Origin of the sequence: Aquariibacter albus, assembly GCF_014145335.1 — a bacterium.
In the GTDB taxonomy this organism is placed as follows: Bacteria; Pseudomonadota; Gammaproteobacteria; order Burkholderiales; family Burkholderiaceae_C; genus Aquariibacter; species Aquariibacter albus.
On the sequence record NZ_JACIVI010000001.1, the window covers coordinates 191,124 to 209,048 of the forward strand.

At 72.4% G+C, this 17,925-nt stretch carries 14 protein-coding genes; 8 read left to right on the forward strand and 6 right to left on the reverse strand.

Features of this window, described 5'->3' with window-relative positions:
- Positions 1 to 8: 8 nt before the first annotated feature.
- The 5 genes from H4F90_RS00925 to tadA all read right to left on the reverse strand — a co-directional run bounded on the left by H4F90_RS00925 (position 9) and on the right by tadA (position 5,683).
- Positions 9 to 452 (reverse strand): ExbD/TolR family protein, encoded by a 444-nt coding sequence (locus H4F90_RS00925; protein WP_182660585.1) that lies wholly within the window; start codon positions 450 to 452, stop codon positions 9 to 11.
- Between the two features lie 15 nt (positions 453 to 467).
- Positions 468 to 1,289: a MotA/TolQ/ExbB proton channel family protein gene (locus H4F90_RS00930; RefSeq protein WP_182660587.1), complete on the reverse strand. Its 822-nt coding sequence runs from the start codon at positions 1,287 to 1,289 to the stop codon at positions 468 to 470.
- A 120-nt stretch (positions 1,290 to 1,409) separates the two neighbouring features.
- The gene (locus tag H4F90_RS00935; protein ID WP_182660589.1) at positions 1,410 to 4,076 is read right to left on the reverse strand and encodes a TonB-dependent receptor; all 2,667 of its coding nucleotides are present in this window, start codon (positions 4,074 to 4,076) and stop codon (positions 1,410 to 1,412) included.
- Positions 4,077 to 4,181: 105 nt separating this feature from the next.
- On the reverse strand, positions 4,182 to 5,147 hold the full coding sequence (locus H4F90_RS00940) for an LD-carboxypeptidase (RefSeq protein WP_182660591.1): 966 nt from the start codon (positions 5,145 to 5,147) through the stop codon (positions 4,182 to 4,184).
- On the reverse strand, positions 5,144 to 5,683 hold the full coding sequence (tadA, locus tag H4F90_RS00945) for a tRNA adenosine(34) deaminase TadA (protein WP_182662937.1): 540 nt from the start codon (positions 5,681 to 5,683) through the stop codon (positions 5,144 to 5,146). The genes H4F90_RS00940 and tadA overlap by 4 nt, the downstream gene beginning before the upstream one ends.
- Positions 5,684 to 5,958: 275 nt before the next feature.
- Here tadA and H4F90_RS00950 point away from each other — a divergent pair, with 275 nt between their 5' ends.
- Genes H4F90_RS00950 through H4F90_RS00970 form a run of 5 tightly spaced genes read left to right on the forward strand, consistent with a single transcriptional unit; the run spans position 5,959 to position 13,462 of the window.
- Positions 5,959 to 6,783 carry an ABC transporter permease gene (locus H4F90_RS00950; protein ID WP_182660594.1) on the forward strand — a complete coding sequence of 275 codons (825 nt, stop codon included), beginning with the start codon at positions 5,959 to 5,961 and terminating at the stop codon, positions 6,781 to 6,783.
- 4 nt (positions 6,784 to 6,787) lie between these two features.
- The gene (locus H4F90_RS00955; RefSeq protein ID WP_182660595.1) at positions 6,788 to 7,495 is read left to right on the forward strand and encodes an ABC transporter ATP-binding protein; all 708 of its coding nucleotides are present in this window, start codon (positions 6,788 to 6,790) and stop codon (positions 7,493 to 7,495) included.
- A gap of 33 nt (positions 7,496 to 7,528) precedes the next feature.
- A complete protein-coding gene (locus tag H4F90_RS00960; protein ID WP_182660597.1) occupies positions 7,529 to 8,638 on the forward strand; it encodes a capsular biosynthesis protein in 1,110 nt (369 codons plus the stop codon).
- A 4-nt stretch (positions 8,639 to 8,642) separates the two neighbouring features.
- Positions 8,643 to 10,382 (forward strand): polysaccharide biosynthesis/export family protein, encoded by a 1,740-nt coding sequence (locus H4F90_RS00965; protein WP_182660599.1) that lies wholly within the window; start codon positions 8,643 to 8,645, stop codon positions 10,380 to 10,382.
- Between the two features lie 17 nt (positions 10,383 to 10,399).
- Positions 10,400 to 13,462, forward strand: coding sequence for a glycosyltransferase family 2 protein (locus H4F90_RS00970; protein ID WP_182660601.1), 3,063 nt, complete (start codon positions 10,400 to 10,402; stop codon positions 13,460 to 13,462).
- A 95-nt stretch (positions 13,463 to 13,557) separates the two neighbouring features.
- On the opposite strand, the gene H4F90_RS00975 is transcribed toward H4F90_RS00970, so the two are convergent.
- Entirely contained in the window at positions 13,558 to 13,869 is a 312-nt protein-coding gene (locus H4F90_RS00975; protein ID WP_182660603.1) for a hypothetical protein, read from the reverse strand.
- 225 nt (positions 13,870 to 14,094) lie between these two features.
- On the opposite strand from H4F90_RS00975, the gene H4F90_RS00980 reads away from it, so the two are divergent.
- The 3 genes from H4F90_RS00980 to H4F90_RS00990 are packed head-to-tail and all read left to right on the forward strand — an operon-like array spanning position 14,095 to position 17,811.
- On the forward strand, positions 14,095 to 15,348 hold the full coding sequence (locus H4F90_RS00980) for a glycosyltransferase (RefSeq protein ID WP_182660605.1): 1,254 nt from the start codon (positions 14,095 to 14,097) through the stop codon (positions 15,346 to 15,348).
- Between the two features lie 22 nt (positions 15,349 to 15,370).
- Positions 15,371 to 16,642 carry a glycosyltransferase family 4 protein gene (locus H4F90_RS00985; RefSeq protein ID WP_182660607.1) on the forward strand — a complete coding sequence of 424 codons (1,272 nt, stop codon included), beginning with the start codon at positions 15,371 to 15,373 and terminating at the stop codon, positions 16,640 to 16,642.
- The gene (locus tag H4F90_RS00990) at positions 16,639 to 17,811 is read left to right on the forward strand and encodes a polysaccharide pyruvyl transferase family protein (RefSeq protein WP_182660609.1); all 1,173 of its coding nucleotides are present in this window, start codon (positions 16,639 to 16,641) and stop codon (positions 17,809 to 17,811) included. Before H4F90_RS00985 ends, H4F90_RS00990 begins: the two co-directional genes overlap by 4 nt.
- The last annotated feature ends 114 nt before the right edge of the window (positions 17,812 to 17,925 follow it).

A 17,925-nucleotide genomic window follows, 5' to 3' on the forward strand; every position in this document is an offset into this window, starting at 1 on the left:
CGGGGTGTTCAGGGCGCGCCGCGCGGCGGCGGCTCGGTGATGAAGGCGATCTTCAGGATGCCGGCGCGCTGGCAGGCCAGCACCACGCGGCCGACCGGCTCGTAGCGCGAGGCCAGGTCGCCGCGGATCTGTACCTCGGGTGCCGGCTGCGCCGCCGCGCGGGCCTTGAGCTGCTCGACCAGCGCCGCCTCGGAGGCGACGCGCCGTTCGTTCCAGAAGATGCCGCCCGCGGCATCGACCGAAAGGATGATGTTCTCCGGCTTGGTCTCGCGCACCTCGACCCGTTCCTTGGGCAGGTTCACCGGCACCGCCGTGACCGCCACCGGGATGGTGATCAGGAAGATGATGAGCAGCACCAGCATCACGTCGACCAGCGGCGTGGTGTTGATCGCGGCGATCACCGCGTCCTCGTCCTCGGGCCCGCGCAGGCGGGTCCTGGTCTGGGGGCTCATGGCGGCGGCGGACGCTCAGTCGCGGCCGGCCCGCGGGCCCGAGGCCAGCAGCACGGCATGCAGGTCGGCGCCGAAGGCGCGCACCTCGTCCATCGCACCCTTGTTGCGGCGCACCAGCCAGTTGTAGCCCAGCACCGCGGGCACCGCCACGGCCAGGCCGATGGCGGTCATGATCAGCGACTCGCCCACCGGGCCGGCGACCTTGTCGATCGAGGCCTGGCCGGCCACGCCGATCGCGGTCAGTGCGTGGTAGATGCCCCAGACGGTGCCGAACAGGCCGACGAAGGGCGCCGTCGAGCCCACCGTGGCCAGGAAGGCCAGGCCGTCCTGCAGGCGGCTGCCGACGCGGTCGATGGCGCGCTGCAGCGACATCGTCACCCACTCGTTGAGGTCGATCTGGCCGAGCAGGCCCTCGTGCTTCTTGGTGGCTTCCAGCGCCGATTCGGCGATGAAGCGGAAGGGGCTGCCGGCGCTGAGTGCGGTGCTGCCCTGGGCCACGCTGCCGGCCGACCAGAAGTGGGCCTGGGCCTCGCGCGCCTGGCGGCCGATGCGGGCCTGCTCCAGCAGCTTGACGATCAGGATGTACCAGCTGCCCACCGACATCAGGGCCATCATCAGCAGCACGCCCTTGGCGATCCCGTCCGAGCCAGCCCACAGCGAGGCCAGGCCATAGGGGTTGTCCAAGGCGGGCGCTGCCGCGGCCGAGGCGGCTGCCGAGGCGGCCTCCGCCCCCGGCTGGGCCAGGGCGGCCAGCGGCAGGGCCAGCAGCGCGGCGGCGGCCAGCGTCCGGCCGGCACGGCAGGTCGGCCGGGAGGGGGTCAGGGGCAGGGCGGGCATCCGGCGGGGCTCCAGGGGCAGGGTTCGGGTCAGCGCGGGCCGCTCGCTCCGGGGGATCGGCGGCCCGCGCGGGCGCGCCGAATGATAGGGGTTCTCATCTTCGCGCCGCCCGGGCCGGTCTCACTGCGGGGTCCAGACCAGGCGCAGGCCAAGTGCGCGGCCGGTCGCGTCGGTGTAGCGCGCGTCGTAACCTGTCTGGAACTGGCTGGACTGGTTGCTGAAGGGCGGATCGCGGTCGAAGGCATTGCGCAGCACCGCCAGCAGCTGCAGGCTGGGCTGCGGCGACCAGGCCAGGCCCAGGTCCCACACGCTGTAGCTGGCGACCCGGCCGTGGAAGGCCGGGTCGATCAGCGCGCCGTTCTCGTCGCGGTAGCCGGAGCGGAAGCGCTGGGCCAGGGTCGCGCGCCAGGGGCCCAGCGCGTAGCTGGCGCTCAGGCTGTGCTGCCAGCGGAAGATCGGGCCCTGGCTGCCGTGGCGGCCGACGCGCTCTTCCGTGCCGGCCACCAGGCCGCCGCGCAGGGTGTGCGAGAAGACCTGCGTGCCCTGCAGCGCCAGCTCCAGCCGGCCGGGCAGCGGCAGCTGCGGCTGCCACTGCGCCCCCAGGTCCAGGCCCTGGCTGCGGATTTCGCTGGCGTTGAAGAGGCGGGTGTCGATGCTTTCGATGTCGCCCGCGGCGTCGCGCAGGATCAGGGCCTCGTTGGCGGCCGCGTTCTGCAGCACGGCGGCTGCGCTGGGCGTGACGATCACATCGCGGATCCGCACGGCCCACAGGTCGGCCGACAGGCTGGCCCGGGGCCCGGCCTGCAGCACCAGGCCGAGGCTGGCCTGCTCGGCCCGCTCGGGCCGCAGCGACTTGCGGCCGCCGCCCTGCTCGACGAACTGCCGGCCGCAGACCCGGGCCGGGTCCGCGCCATCGACCGGCGTGCCGCCGGGGCAGCGCAGCGGGTCGTCGAGGGGGGCCGCACTGAAGGTGGCGAAGCCGGGCTGGTTCAGCTCGTAGAGCGTCGGCGCGCGGAAGCCGCGGCCCACCGAGGCGCGCAGCAGGGCGTCGCGGCGGGCCTGCCAGCGCAGGGCCAGCTTGGGGCTGGTCTGCCCGCCGACCTGGCCGACCTGGTCGTGGCGCAGGGCCAGGTTGAGTTCGAGGTCGGCAGCCAGCGGCAGTTGCAGCTCGCCCCAGAGCGCGCCGGCACGGCGGCTGGACTGCACGTCCCCGGCCGGGTCCAGGCCCTGGGTGGGCACCCGGCCGGCCACCGCATCGACCACCTCGATGGCGTAGTCCTCGTGGCGCAGTTCGCCGCCCAGGGCCAGGCCGGCGGGCCGGGCCAGGCCCGGCCAGGCGAGCTCGCGCCGCCACTGGCTGTCCAGGCCCAGCACGCGGCCGCGGGCCCGCTGGAGGGTGCCGCGCACCTCGGCCTCGCGCAGCAGGGCCAGGCCGGCCGGGGTCTGCGCGCCGAAGGGGTTGAGCAGGCCGCTGTTGACCCCGGCGGCCAGCGCCGCCTCGTCGTAGGCGCCGCCGCGCAGCTGCTCGTGGACCCGGCCGAGCTGCAGGCTCAGGCCCTGGCGCATCTCCCAGGCCCCGACGGCGCCGGCCAGCTCGGCCACCCAGCGGCCCTGGCGGTTGTCGGCGGCGATCTGTCGCTGACCTGGCGCGCGCCAGTACGTGTCCACCGGCAGGCTGGGGTCGAGCACGAAGCCGTCGGGCGCCGGCACGCCGCCCTGGCCCGGGTAGAAGGCTGTGCCCGGGGCCACGGGCAGGAAGCCGTCGCCGCTGGCCAGCGGCGTGCCCGCCAGGGTCTGGCGGACCAGGTGCCGGCTCAGCAGCTGTTCGAGCTTCAGCGTCATCGCGCCCGGCAGCCGCAAGCGGGCCTCGGCGTGCAGGAACTGGCTTTCGCTGCGCGGGCTCAGGTCGGTGTCGCGGACGGTGTCGAAATAGCAGCTCGTGCCGTCGCCGCTGAAGCCGGCGGCGGCGCAGTCCGGCGCCAGCGGATGGGCGTAGAAGGTGTCGCCGCCCTGGGTCTGGCTGTAGTTGGCCGGGTTCGTGTAGAAGGAGCTGTAGTCGACGCCCCGCTCCGGGATGACGCCGCGCGCGCCGAAGCGGCGCTGGCCGGAGCGGATCGCCGTGGTCTGCCGCAGCCCGGCGGCCACGCTGGCGCTGAAGCCGCGCCCGGCGAGGTCGCCGAAGCCCAGGCTGGCGTTCGCTTCGCGGCTGCGGCCGCCGGCGCGTTGGGGCTGCTCGACCGACAGCTCCAGCGTGTCGCCCACGTCCTCGCGGGTGATCAGGTTGATCACGCCGCCGATGGCCTCGCTGCCGTAGAGCGCCGAGGCGCCGTCGCGCAGCACCTCGATGCGGTCGATCAGGGCGAAGGGGATCATGTTCAGATCCACCGCGCCGCCGTCGACCGCCTGGTTGGCCAGGCGCCGGCCGTTCAGCAGCACCAGGGTCTTGTCGGCCCCCAGGCCGCGCAGGTCGGCGAAGCTCGCGCCGCCGCTGGCGCCGCCGATGACGCTGCTCAGCACCGTCGCGCTCTGGTTGGCGGCCAGCCGGGCCAGGGCCTGCTCCAGCGTGCTCACGCCCTGGCGGCGCAGGCTGTCGGCATGCAGCACGGTCAGCGGCACGGTCGATTCGCCGTCGATCTGGCGCAGGGCCGAGCCGGTCACCTCCACCCGCGGCAGCGGGGCCTGGGCCCAGGCCGGGGGGCCGGCAGCGGCCAGGGCCAGCAGCAGGCGCCAGCCCTGGCGCGGCAGCGGGCAGCCCAGGGGGCGGGAAGCGAAGCGGGACGGGAACATCGGGACGGTGCGGCCATGCGGCGAGGGCCTCGCCGAGCGGCGCGGAGTGTCGCATCGCGTCTTCAGGTCTGTGACGAATCGCACAGACCGCCCGGCCCATCGGCCTCAGTGGCCCCAGACGATCAGATGGTCCCGGCCTTCCACCGCCAGCGTCGCCCGCCGACCCACCGGCAGGCAGACCTTGGTGCGCTGGTGGCCGAAGGGCAGGCCGCTCAGCAGCGGCACTTTCAGCCGGCTGCGCAGGCCGGCGACCATGGTCTTGAGCGTGTAGCCGCGGTCCAGCGGCGAAGGCTTCCAGTCGCTGAAGCTGCCCAGCACGACGGCCTTCTGCGCCTCCAGCACGCCGGCCTGGGCCAGCTGCAGCAGCATGCGCTCGATGCGGTAGGGGTGCTCGTTGACGTCTTCCAGGAAGAGGATGCCGCCGCGCACCTTCGGCAGGTGTGGCGTGCCCAGCAGGCTGCACAGCACGCTGAGGTTGCCGCCCCAGAGCGTGCCGCGCACCTCCAGGCCGTCGAAGCCGGCCTCGCCGCGGAAGCCGATGGCCTCCAGCTCGCCATGCATGGCCTCGACGAAACAGGCCTCGGTGATCTCGTCGATGCCGCCTTCCTCGGCCGTGCGGCCGAAGTCGTCGCAGGCCAGCGGGCCGGCCCACATCGGCCCGGCCCGGTGGGCCAGGGCGCCGAGCTGCAGGGCGGTCAGGTCGCTGTAGCCGACCCAGCGGCTGCCGCCTGCGATGCTGCGGCCGAGCCGGGCCCAGTCGATGCCGTCCAGCACGCGCATCAGGCCGTAGCCGCCGCGGCTGGCCAGCACCACATCGGGCGCGGCATCGGCGATGCGGTGCAGCGCGGCCAGGCGCTGGGCATCGTCGCCGGCGAAGCGCTGGTGGCGGGCCAGCGCGTCGGGATCGACCGTGACCTCGAAGCCGAGCGTGCCGAGATGGCGTGCGGCACGGCGCAGTGCCGGCGGCCGGGCGACCACCCCGGCCGGCGACCAGAGCTGCAGGCGCAGCGGCGGTTCGGCGGCGGACGGGGTCTCGGGGACGGCGGGCTTCGGGGCGGTGGGGCGCTTCATGGGGACGGGGGCAGACTCGCTTCAGGGCCCGCGGCCGCTGCGGCAGGGGGCGGGTTCGAGGGGGCGCCCGCCTGGCGGGCCGCCCGGGCTTCGGCGCGGCGGCGGCCGAAGAAGTCGCGCAGGATCTGGCCGCAGGGCTCGGCCAGCACCCCGCCGGTGACGGCGGTCTGGTGGTTCAGACGCGCTTCGGCGAAGAGGTCGAGCACCGAGCCGGCGGCGCCGGTCTTGGGGTCGGTCGCGCCCCAGACCACGCGCCGCAGCCGCGCATGCAGCAGGGCCATCGCGCACATGGCGCAGGGCTCCAGGGTCACGTAGAGGCTGCAGTCGGGCAGGCGGTAGTTGTCGCGCTGGCGGGCGGCCTCGCGCAGGGCCACCAGCTCGGCATGGGCGGTCGGATCGCGGTCGCCGATCGGCCGGTTGCGACCGCGTGCGATGACCTCGTCCACCCCGTCCGGCCGGTGCCAGACCAGCACCGCGCCCACCGGCACCTCGCCGGCCGCCTCGGCCTGCGCGGCCTGGCGCAGCGCCTCGGCCATGTGCAGGCCGTCGGCCTCGGCGGGGGAAGGAAAGGGGGGCGGGGTCACGGCGGCGGGGGCAGGGGGGACGGGCCCGGCAGTATCCGCCGACCCATCCCACCCACCCTTCCGGGTGGAGTCGGCCCAAACGTCGCGGCAGCGCCGCAGCCGGGGGCCTTCTCGACGTCTTGGCACCAAGACCGTGCGGGTACGATCCCTGCAGCCTCCCGCCCCGGCCCTCCGGGGCCGTCCGCCCCGGGCGCCGCCCGCGCCCCTTCCGATGCCGTCCTCCGCCGATGCCTGACCTGCTCGCCCCGCCCGCCCCGGTCCCGCGCCCCGCGGCCCGTTCGGCCTGGGCGATCCAGCGCGCGGTGCTGTTCGCACTGCTGGTGCGCGAACTCAAGACCCGCTTCGGCGGCCGATGGATCGGCGGCGTCTGGTTCGTGCTGGAGCCGCTGGCCCATGTGCTGATGATGGTGGCGATGTTCGGGGTCATGCACCAGGCGGTGTCGCCGAGCATCGACTACCCCGTCTTCGTCGTCACCGGCATGCTGCCCTTCTTCACCTACCGCAGCCTCACCATGCGGCTGATGGAGGGCATCGACGCGAACCGTGCCCTCTTCAGCTACCGCCAGGTCAAGCCCATGGACCCGCTGGTCTCGCGGGCCGTGCTGGAGGTGGCGCTGCATGTCGCGATCTTCGTGCTCGCCCTGGCCGTGCTGGCCTGGTGGGGCGATCGCGCGCTGCCGGACGAGCCGCTGGAATTCGTCGGCGTCTTCGCGCTGCTCAGCCTCTTCGGCTTCGGCCTCGGCACGCTGCTGGCCGTGCTCAGCCACGACTTCCTCGCCCTGCGCTCGATGGTGCGGCTGGTCTTCTTCCCGCTCTACCTGCTGTCGGGCGTGATGTTCCCCATCCATGCCATGCCGCCGGACGTCGTCGACCTGCTGCTGTGGAACCCGGTGCTGCACCTCATCGAGGAGGCCCGCGGCCACTTCTTCGCCAGCTATCCCATGCTGCCCGAGGTCAACCTGGCCTACCCCGCGCTCTGGACCCTGGTCTGCACCGTGCTGGCCCTGGCGCTTTACCGGCTGCGCCGGCTGCGCCTGAGCGCGGCGGCCTGACGCCATGATCGAACTGCGCCAGCTCAGCAAGTCCTACCTCACGCCGCGGGGCCGCCGCTACGTGTTCCGCGACCTGAGCTTCACCTTTCCGCCCGGGGCCAACATCGGCCTGATCGGCCGCAACGGCGCCGGCAAGTCCACCCTGATGCGCCTGCTCGGCGGCATCGACACGCCGGACCGCGGCGCCGTCGTCACCGACCGCCGCATCTCCTGGCCGGTCGGCCTCTCGGGCGGCTTCCAGGGCTCGCTGACCGCGCGCGAGAACGTGCGCTTCGTCTGCCACGTCTACGGGGCCCATGGCGAGGCCATGCGTCGCACGATCCGCGCGGTCGAGGACTTCGCCGAGATCGGCGACTACTTCGACCTGCCGATGAAGTCCTACTCCTCGGGCATGCGCTCGCGGGTGGCCTTCGGCCTGAGCATGGCCTTCGACTTTGACTACTACCTGATCGACGAGGTGATGGCCGTGGGCGATGCGCACTTCAAGCGCAAGTGCGAGGACGCTTTCAAGACCCGGCTGCAGGGGGCCAACCTCATCCTGGTCTCGCACAACATGGGCGACATCAAGAAGTACTGCAGCGTCGTCGTGCTGGTCGACCAGGGGCAGGCGGTGGTCTACCCCGAAGTCGATGCCGGCATCGCCGCCTACCGCAACCTGGTCGCGCCGCAGCCGGCCGTCGCCCCGCCGGCTCCTGCCCGGCTCACGGCCTGAGCCGCACGCCGCAAGGCCCTCTCCCGATTCCGCATGAAGCCTCTCAAACTGCCCACCCCGCGGCGCCTGCAGCTGATGCTGCTGGCGCTGCCGATGCTGCTCGCGCTGCTGTACTACAGCGTGTTCGCGGCCGATCGCTACGTCAGCGAATCCGTCATCACCGTGCGCCAGGCCAGCCAGACGGCCAGCCACGTGCCGGGTGCGGCCCTGCTGCTGGCCGGCATCACCCCGCCGTCGCGCGAGGACACGCTCTACCTGATGCGCTACGTGCACTCGCTGGACCTGCTGCGCGTGCTCGATGCCAAGCTCAAGCTGCGCGAGCATCTGGCCTCGCCGCGCCTGGATCCCTTCTACCGCCTGTGGGACGGCAGCACGCAGGAGACCTTCCTGCGTGCCTACCGCAACCGGGTCGAGGTGGGCATCGACGACCTGTCCGGCCTGCTGACCCTGCGCGTGCAGGGCTTCGACCCCGACTACGCCCAGGCCCTGAACGCCGCCATCCTCGAACACAGCGAGCGCTTCGTGAACGCCTTCTCGCAGCGCATGGCGCGCGAGCAGATGGCCTTCGCCGAGACCGAGCTGGCCCGGGCCAGCGAGCAGCTGCAGGCGGCCCAGGCCCGTCTGCTCGACTACCAGACCCGCAACCGCGTGCTCGACCCGGCCGCCCAGGCCCAGGCCTCCGGCGTGCTGACCACCGAGCTGCAGGCCCAGCTCACCCGGCTGGAGGCCGAGCTCAAGGATGCGCTCGGCTACCTCAACGAGGACGCCCATCCGGTCAAGGCCCTGCGCAATCGCATCGCCGCGCTGCGCGCGCAGCTCGACGTCGAGCGCCTGCGCGGCACCGCGCCCGCCGGTGCCGAGGGCAAGCGCCTGAATGCACAGGCCATGCAGTTCCACGAGCTCCAGGCCCGGGTGCTGTTCGCGCAGGATGCCTACAAGCTGGCCCTGACCGCGGTCGAGAACGCGCGCATCGATGCAAGCCGCAAGCTCAAGAGCGTGGTCGTGATCGACAACCCCTCGCGGCCCGAGGACGCGTACTACCCGCGCCGCATCTACAGCCTGCTGACGATCCTGCTCGTCTGCACGCTGCTCTACGTCACCGCGCGGCTGGTGGTGGCCACCATCCGCGACCATCAGGACTGAGCCCATGCCCGTCTGCCTCCTGCGGCGCCAGGCCGCCCGTCTGCTGTCCGCCCTGCTGCTGGCGGTCCCGCTGGCCCTGCCGGCCCAGACCCACCTTTTCCCCGACCCCCCTGCGGCCGCCGCGCCCCGCGGCCTGAGCCAGGCCCAGGCGGCCCGCGCGGCGGCTGCGGCAGCGGCGGCCGTGGCCGCGCCGGCCCCCGGGGTGCCGGCGGCGCCACCCGCGCCCCTGCCCGTGGACCCGGCCACCGCCGCACGGCCGGTGGTCTTCGGGGCCCAGCTCTTCAGCGGCCGCTTCAGCCACGAGGCCTTCAGCGGCTTCAATGCCGAGTACCAGATCGCCTCCGGCGACCGCATCAGCCTGCGCATGTGGGGGGCTTTCAGCTTCGAGGCCGTGCAGCCGGTCGATCCGCAGGGCAATGTCTTCATTCCCAACGTCGGGCCGGTGAAGGTGCGCGGGGTGCGCAATGCCGAGCTCAATGCCGTCGTCGAGGCCGCGGTCAAGCGCACCTACCGCGCGAATGTCGGCGTCTATGCCTCGCTGGAGGCGGCCCAGCCGGTCAAGGTCTATGTCACCGGCTTCGTCCGCGCCCCGGGCCTGTACGGCGGGCTCAGCAGCGACTCGGTGCTGAACTACCTCGACAAGGCCGGCGGCATCGACGTCGACCGCGGCAGCTTCCTGGCCGTCGACGTGCTGCGCGCCGGGGTCTCGCGCGGCCGGATCAACCTCTACAGCTTCCTGCTCGAAGGCCGCATCGAGCCCCTGCAGCTGCAGGATGGCGACACCCTCGTCGTCGGCCCGCGCCAGTTCACCGTCACCGTGCAGGGCGAGGCCGCCAACCCCTATGTCTTCGAGTTCGACCGCCCGCGCCTGCCGGCCGCCGAGCTGCTGACCCTCGCCCGTCCGAAGGCCGGCGCAACCCACCTGAGCATCGTCCGCCGCATCGGCAGCGAGCGCCGCAGCGAATACCACCCGGTGGGCGCGCTGGCGCAGGTCACCCTCGAGGATGGCGACGAGGTCACCTTCACCTCCGACCGCTACCCCGGCACCATCCTGGTCCGCATGGAAGGCGCCCACCTGGGCGAGCGCACCCTGGTGCTGCCCTACGGCGCCACGCTGAAGGATGCGCTGGCCCGGCTCAAGCCCGCGCCGCAGGCCCAGGTGGAGGCGGTGCAACTCTTCCGCCGCTCGGTGGCCACGCGCCAGAAGGAACTGCTCGACAGCTCGCTGCGCAGCCTGGAGACCGCCGCCCTGACCGCCCGCAGCGCGACCAGCGAGGAATCGGCCCTGCGCGCCCGCGAGGCCGACCTGATCCTGCAGTTCATCGAGCGCGCCCGCAATGTGCAGACCCGCGGCCAGGTCATCCTCGCCGGCCGCGATGCCGCCGCGCGCACGCTGCTGGAAGACAACGACGTGATCCGCGTGCCCGAGCGCAGCAACACCGTGCTGGTCAGCGGCGAGGTGCTCTTCCCCAGCGCGCTCGTCTTCGATGCCAAGGCCAGCCTGGCCGACTACGTGGCCCAGGCCGGCGGCTACAGCCAGTCGGCCGACACCGCACGCGTCGTCGTCGTCCGCCAGGACGGCAGCGTCGCCGAGGCCGCCTCCGGCGCCAGCCCGCGCCTGCAGCCCGGCGACGAGCTGATGGTGCTGCCGAAGATCGAGAGCAAGCGTGTCGAGGTCACCCGCGGCATCACGCAAATCCTCTACCAGATCGCGATCTCGGCCCGCGTGCTGCTGGGCCTGTGAGCCGGCCCCCCGAAGGCATGGCCCCGGACGACCCCGACCACCTCGCCCGGCCCCGCGCACGGGCGGGCTTCCAGCTCGGGCCCCTGCGCCCGGGCGAGGCCGGCTTCAGCCGCGTGCTGACCGGGGGCCAGACCGGCGACCGGGTCGGCGGCTGGCTCTGGCTGGCCCTGGCCGGCCTCGGGCCCGGCCTGACGCTGCAGCTGGCCAGCGGCCGCAAGGCCTGGCCCACCCTGCGGCTGCCGCTGTCGGCGGCGGCCGGGGGCTGCTGGGTCTTCCTGGCCCATCGCCGCGACGAGCTGCGCCTGACCGGACCGGCCGAGGCCCTGCAGCGTCTGGAGCTGCAGGGCGTCGAGGCCGGCGAGCCGCCGCCCGACGCCGAACTGGCACCGGCCCTGCACAACCTGGCCCGGCTCTTCGCGATGGGCGCGGTCGAGCTGCGCGAGATCGACTGGACCGACGACCCCCGGTGGCCGCTGCGCGCCAGCGGGGCCGATCCGCAGATCCGCTTCCGCCGCCTGCCGCGCGGCGGCGTGCTGCGGATCGCCCTGCAGCTCGCCCGCGAGGACGAGGCCAGCCAGGCCCTGCCGCCGCCCTCCGTGCACGGCACGCGGCCCGGCCGGGGCTATGCGGTCGAGACCGCCGTCGCCCTCCACCCCCTGGGCCCCGAGCACTGGGCCGGCCAGCTGGCGCGGCTGGAGGCCGGCGAACGCTGGCGCCTCGATCCGCTGGACCGGCCCGGCCGCTTCCGCCTCGACCGGCTGGAGGCGGTCTGCGACCCCCGCCATCCGCCGCTGCCGCGCCTGCTGCGGCAGCTGAGCGACTGGCTGAACGCCTTCCGCCTGGAGCGCCACGCCGACGAGCTGCAGCCCGTCCACGATCTGCTGCCGCTGCCCGGCCCCGCCGCGCCGCGCTTCCTGGCCACCGGCGACGACCCGCACTTCCGCCTGCGTGCCCCGCTGGCCGCCGGCTGGTACATGCTGGAGCTGGCCCTGGACCTGCCCGTGGCCCGTGCCCAGGCCCGGATCTACCTCGACACCGGAGCCGGCGAGCACGAGGCCGGCAGCCACGGCCTGCCCCTGCGCAGCGGCCAGCCGGCCAAGCGCCTGCTGTGGCTGCCGGCCCGCGCCCGGCTGCGGCTGGATCCGATGACCCTGCCCGGCGCCTTCGCGCTGACCCGCTTCCACCTCAAGCGCGTGAAGCCCGACTTCGCGCGCGACCGCATGCGCCGCAAGCTGCAGGCCGCCCCGGGCCGGGGCGGTCCGGCGCCTGCGCCGCTCGATCCGGCCTGGGACGAGGCCGCGCTCTGGGCCGCCTACGACCGCCTCTTCGAGCCCGTGGCCGAGGATGCGCTGCACTACGCCGACTGGATCGCCCGGGTCGAGCAGCCGGCCCTGCCGAGCGCCGAAGCCCAGGCCGCCGAGCGTGCCGGCTGGGCCTGGCTGCCGCGCTTTTCCATCGTCACGCCCACCTACAACACGCCCCCCGAGCTGCTGCAGGCCTGCATCGACAGCGTGCGCGCCCAGCACTACCCGCACTGGGAGCTGTGCCTGGCCGACGACGCCTCGCCCGACCCGCGCGTGCGGGCGCTGCTGCAGGCCGCGGCCGCGGCCGAGCCGCGCATCCGGCTGGTCCTGCGCGAGCGCAACGGCCACATCGTCGAGGCCAGCAACAGCGCGCTGGCCCGGGCCGGCGGCGACTTCGTCGTCCTGCTCGACCACGACGACACCCTGGCCCCGCAGGCCCTGCAGTCGGTGGCCCGCGCGCTGCAGGCCCGGCCGCAGGCGCAGATCGTCTATTCCGACGAGGACAAGCTCGACCCCCAGGGCCAGCGCTGCGAGCCGCACTTCAAGCCCGACTTCAACCCCGACCTGCTCTACGCGCAGAACTACGTCTCGCACCTGGGCGTCTACCGGCGCAGCCTGGTCGAGGCCGTTGGCGGTTTCCGCCCCGGCTTCGAGGGCAGCCAGGACCATGACCTGCTGCTGCGCTGCGTCGCCCGCCTGCAGGACCCGCGCGACGTGCTGCACGTGCCCGAGGTGCTCTACCACTGGCGCCAGGTGCCCGGCTCCACCGCCCTGCGCCACGACGCCAAGGACTACGCCTGCGAAGCCGGCCGCCGCGCCGTGCAGGCCCACCACGACGCGCTGCATCCCGGCGTGCAGGTCAGCATCGTCGGCCCCGGCCTCTACCGCAGCCTGTGGCCGCTGCCGGCCGAGTTGCCCCGCGTCAGCCTGATCGTGCCCACCCGCGACGGCCTCGACGTGCTGCGCACCTGCATCGAATCCCTCGTCGAGCGCACCGCCTACCCCAACTACGAGATCCTGGTCGTCGACAACGGCTCCGTCGAGCCCGACACCCTGGCCTACCTGGCCGCCCTCCCGCAGCGCCTGGGCGAACGCGTGCGGGTGCTGCACGACCCGCAGCCCTTCAACTACGCGGCGCTCAACAACGCCGCCGTCGCCCAGGCCCGCGGTAGCCTGATTGGCCTGATCAACAACGACGTCGAGGTCATCGGCCCCGACTGGCTGGACGAGATGGTCCGCCATGCCCTGCGGCCCGAGATCGGCTGCGTCGGGGCCAAGCTCTACTACCCCGACGACACCGTGCAGCATGCCGGCGTCATCCTCGGCATCGGCGGCGTCGCCGATCACGCGCACAAGAACTTCCCGCGGGCGGCCTCGGGCTACTTCGGCCGGCTGCGCGTCGCGCACAACGTCAGCGCGGTCACGGCGGCCGTGCTGCTGGTGCGCCGCGCGGTCTACGAGCAGGTCGGCGGCCTCGATGCCGAGCACCTGGCCGTGGCCTTCAACGACGTGGACTTCTGCCTCAAGGTCATGCAGGCCGGCTACCGCAATCTGTGGACGCCGCAGGCCGAGCTCTACCACCACGAATCCAAGACCCGCGGCGCCGACACCGCGCCCGACAAGCGCGCCCGCCTCGAGCGCGAGGCCCGCTTCATGCTGGACCGCTGGGGCCCGCTGCTGCGCCGCGACCCCTTCTACAACCCCAACCTCAGCCTGAGCCGCCGCGATTTCTCGCTGAGGGCAGCGGACAGGCTGGACAACTCGCCCTCCTCATGAAGCTCTTCTCCTCCACGCCAGGCAAGCCACCCACCCCAACGCCACCTGCCGCAGCCGTCACCAAGGCTGCGGTCCAGGTTCCGCCGCCCGCCCCTTCAGGGGTCAATCCGCAAGTGCACCACGTCGAGTTGGGCAGTGGCGAGGGCGGCGGCAAGCTCTGGATCGATCAAGCCTACCGATTCAAAGGAGCGCTGATCGTCGCCGGATGGTGTACGGCAGATGCCGAGCTGAACCTTCTCAGTGCTTCGGACACCTTGCAGGGGCGTCGTGTCGCCGTCCCCCGACCTGACGTGGCAAGCCATTTCACGCTCCCGAGCGGTGAAGGCCTCGGCTTTGTGTTGGTGGCCCATGCGGAGCCCGGGACCACGGTTCGCCTGGGCTGGGAGATGCGTCGCGACGGACAGCACGGCAGCTCCGATCCGTTGCGATTCACCACCAAGGTGCCTACGGCAGGTGCAGACCTCGCCGTTCTGGGGCCCGCCCTCGGTTTGCTGGCCCTGACGCAAAAGCCGCACAGCCCAGGCTGGCTTGATTTGATTGCCCGTGCGCCGGTCGCCACCTCCCCCTGCCGGACGGCCAAGGGCTTTCTCGAAGGTTCAGCGGCTTGCGACACCACCCGGGAGGGTGTCGTCGTGGGGTGGGTCGTCAACACCCCCGGCACCGTCGTCTGGCTGGAGGACGACACAGGCCGTACCTACCCGCTGACCCAGGCCTTCCGCCGCTTCCGCCAGGACGTGCACGACGCCGTTGGCCAGGAATTCGGCCATGCCAGCCGCGATGCCGGCTTCATCGTCCGCGTGCGCGGCCTCAAGGCGGGCAGCAAGCTGCAGCTCAAGGCCGTGGCCGAGACCGGCGTGCACGTGCTCAGCGAGATCAGCTGCAGCACCCTGCCGCTGGACCCGGTCGGCGCCGCGCGCTGGCTGTTCGCCGTCGGCACCCCGCTGGCCGACATGCACCGCCGCGTGCCCCAGATCGACGAGCCGCTGCTCGGCCCGCTCATCGCACGCCGCCAGGCCGTCTGGGACGAACTGCCGCTCGAAGGCCGGGCGCTGGGCCAGCTGCCGGCCGAGCCCGCGGTCAGCGTCATCGTGCCGCTCTACGGCCGCATCGATTTCGTCGAGCACCAGCTCATCGAATTCAGCCGCGACCCCGGGTTCCAGCAGCAGGCCGAGCTGATCTACGTGATCGACGACCCCAAGCTGCTCGACAGTTTCCCGGCCCTGGCCGAATCCCTGCACCGGCTCTACCGCCTGCCCATGCGCTGGGTCTGGGGCAGCGTGAACCGCGGCTTCTCCGGCGCCAACAACCTGGGCGTGCGGGTGGCCCGCGCCCCGCGGCTGATGTTCCTCAACAGCGATGCCTTCCCGCAGCGGCCCGGCTGGCTCAAGCCCCTGCTGGACGTGCTGGACCGCCATCCCCGCATCGGCGCCGTGGGTCCGCGCCTGACCTTCGCCGACGGTGCCATCCAGCATGCCGGCATGGAATTCATGCGGCGCGAGGAGCTGGGCGTCTGGGTCAACCACCACCCCTTCATGGGCCTGGATCCCCTGCTCGACCCGCATGCCGGCCTGACCCGCCTGCCCGCCATCACCGGGGCCTGCCTGGCCATGCGCCGGGCCGATTTCGAGCGCATCGGCGGCTGGGACACCGGCTACCTGATCGGCGACTTCGAGGATTCCGACCTCTGCCTGAAGCTGCGCGCCGAAGGCCTGGACATCGCCTACCTGCCCGACGTGCAGCTCACCCACCTGGAGCGGCAGAGCTTCAAGCTGCTCGGCCAGGACGAGTTCCGCACCCGCGTCGTCCTCTACAACGCCGTGCGCCACCAGACCCGCTGGGCCGGCCTGATCGACCAGCCCGTGGCCCCTGCGCCGCTCGACGCCTGACCCCACGGACCCGGACGCCCCCATGACCGCATCCTCCGCCCAACGCATCCTGGTGATGGCCCACGCCCACCCGGACTTCAGCCTCGGCGGCGGCGAGATCGCCGCCTACACGCTTTTCCAGGCCTACCGCCGCCAGCCCGGCGTCGAGGAAGCCTGGTTCCTGGCCCGCGCCGACCGCGGCCGCGGCACCAGCGGCCACATCAGCCTGCGCCGCCCCAACGAATACCTGTGGGAGCAGGGCATCCACGACTGGCACCTGATGAAGGCCGCCCACCAGGAATCGCTCAGCACCTGGTTCGCCGACCTGATCCGCGCGCTCAAGCCCACCGTCGTCCACACCCACCACTACGCCCACCTCGGGCTGGAGTACCTGCGGGTCATCAAGCAGGTGGACCCGTCCATCCGCATCGTCATGACCCTGCACGAGTACATGGCCATCTGCCGCAACAACGGCCAGATGATCAAGACCGGCAATTTCAAGCTCTGCAGCCGCGAGAGCTACGACGAATGCCGGCAGTGCTTCCCCGAGAAGACCGCCGAGGACTTCTGGCTGCGCAAGCACTACTTCACCCGGCACTTCGAGCTGGTCGACCAGTTCGTCTCGCCCTCCGAATTCCTGCGCCAGCGCTACATCGACTGGGGCCTCCCGCCCGAGAAGATCGTCGTCATCGAGAACGGCCAGTCCGACGCCGCCGCCCTGCCGCCGCGCCCGCTGGCCGAAGGCGAAGGCCGCAATCGCTTCGGCTTCTTCGGCCAGATCAATCCCTACAAGGGCCTGGACGTGCTGTTGCAGGCCCTGAGCGAGCTGCCCAAGGCCGAGCGCAAGAAGATCGTGCTGGAAGTGCACGGCGCCAACCTCGAATGGCAACCGGCCGAGTACCGCGAGAAGATCGAAACCCTGCGCGCGCCGCTCATCAAGCAGGGCGTCGTGCAGTGGGTGGGGCCCTACCAGCCGCACGAACTGCGCAGCCGCATGGCCGGCGTCGACTGGGTCGTCGTGCCCTCGATCTGGTGGGAGAACTCCCCCATGGTCATCCAGGAAGCCTTCACCTGCGGCCGCCCGCTGCTGGTGTCGGACATCGGTGGCATGCGCGAGAAGGTGCGCGACGGCGTGGACGGCTTCCATGTGCCGGCGGGGAATGTGCTGGCGTGGGCGGCCACCTTCCGGCGGCTGGCGGCGCAGCCGGAGGCTGCATGGGACGCGCTTGTTCAGGGCATCCGCAAGCCCTTGAGCCATCAACAATGCGCCAGTGAGCACCTGGGCAGCGTGCTGGTGACTTCGGAGATTCAATGAAACGCGTCGGCCTGATCGACAACCTGCAGGACCTGCCCGACTTCCTGGCGAATCGCTACGAGACCGCCTCCGCCGCAGACTGCATGGCGGCCACCGGGGGTAACACCGGCAACGTGGCTTTTGTGCACGCGGCCCGCAAGGTGCTAGGGCATCCGCTGCGGCGGGTGGTCTGGGGCGAGCGGCCGGCGACGGTGCGCACCGAGGTCGATCATCTGGTGATCTGCTGCGCTAACCAGCTCGGCTCGCATGCGGACTTGGGCGAGTGGGCCGACCACTTGGAGGCCCTGGGCTTGCCGGTCACGCTGCTGGGCCTGGGCGCTCAGTCCGATACCCTGGACCGCTTCCCCGCTTTGCCGGCCGGCACCCTGCGCTTTCTTGACGTGGTGCGCCATCACCGCGGGGACGCGGACAGCAACCTTGCAGTGCGCGGCGATTACACCCGCGATCTGCTGGCCGCGCTGGGTCATACAGCGCGCCCGATCGGCTGTCCCTCCCTGCAGATCGCGCCCGGCCGCGACCTGGGCTCAGCCATCCTGCGTGGGCAGGCGCAGCGGGGCGAGATCGAGCGCGTGGCCGTCGCAGCCGGCAACCCCTGGCACGGGCCCTCGGCGTGGCTGGAAGCCCTTCTGGTCGACGTCGTCGAGCAGTACGCGGGCGACTACGTGGTTCAGCATCCTCAGGAGATGCTGGCCTTTGCCTTTGGTGAGGTCGAGGCCCTGACCCCGGAGACCGTCGCCCGCTTCCTCGCGGTCTACGGCCCGCGCTTCGACCTTGACGGCCTGCTGGCGTGGTACCGCCGCCATGCCGTCGTGCATGTCGATGCGGCGAGCTGGCTGCGCGCCCTGCGCCGCTGCGACCTGGCCCTGGGTCCGCGCTACCACGGTGTGGCCTTGGCGGTTCAGGCTGGTCGCCCGGGCTGCGTGCTGACGATCGATGGCCGTACCGAGGAGCTTTGTATAGGCACCGGCCTCAAGCAGATCTCGGCTCACACCCTGAAGGGGCAAGGTCTCACGGCTCCTGACTTGGTCGCGCTGGCCCAGTGGACGCCCGAAGATGCTGAACGATTCGACACCGTCCGCCATCGTAAGGCCCAGGATCTGGCGGACTTCCTGCGCGCCAACGGCCTGCAGCCTGCCGATCACCTGCTGCGCAATGCCGGAGAACTCTGACGTGCCGGTCCCGGTCGCCGGAACGGATCCCCTCCGGTTTGCGTCGAACGCTCCGCGCCCGACGGCCCTGGAGAGGCTACGTGCGGCCTGGGCGCGACTGCTGCCCTTTTTGGG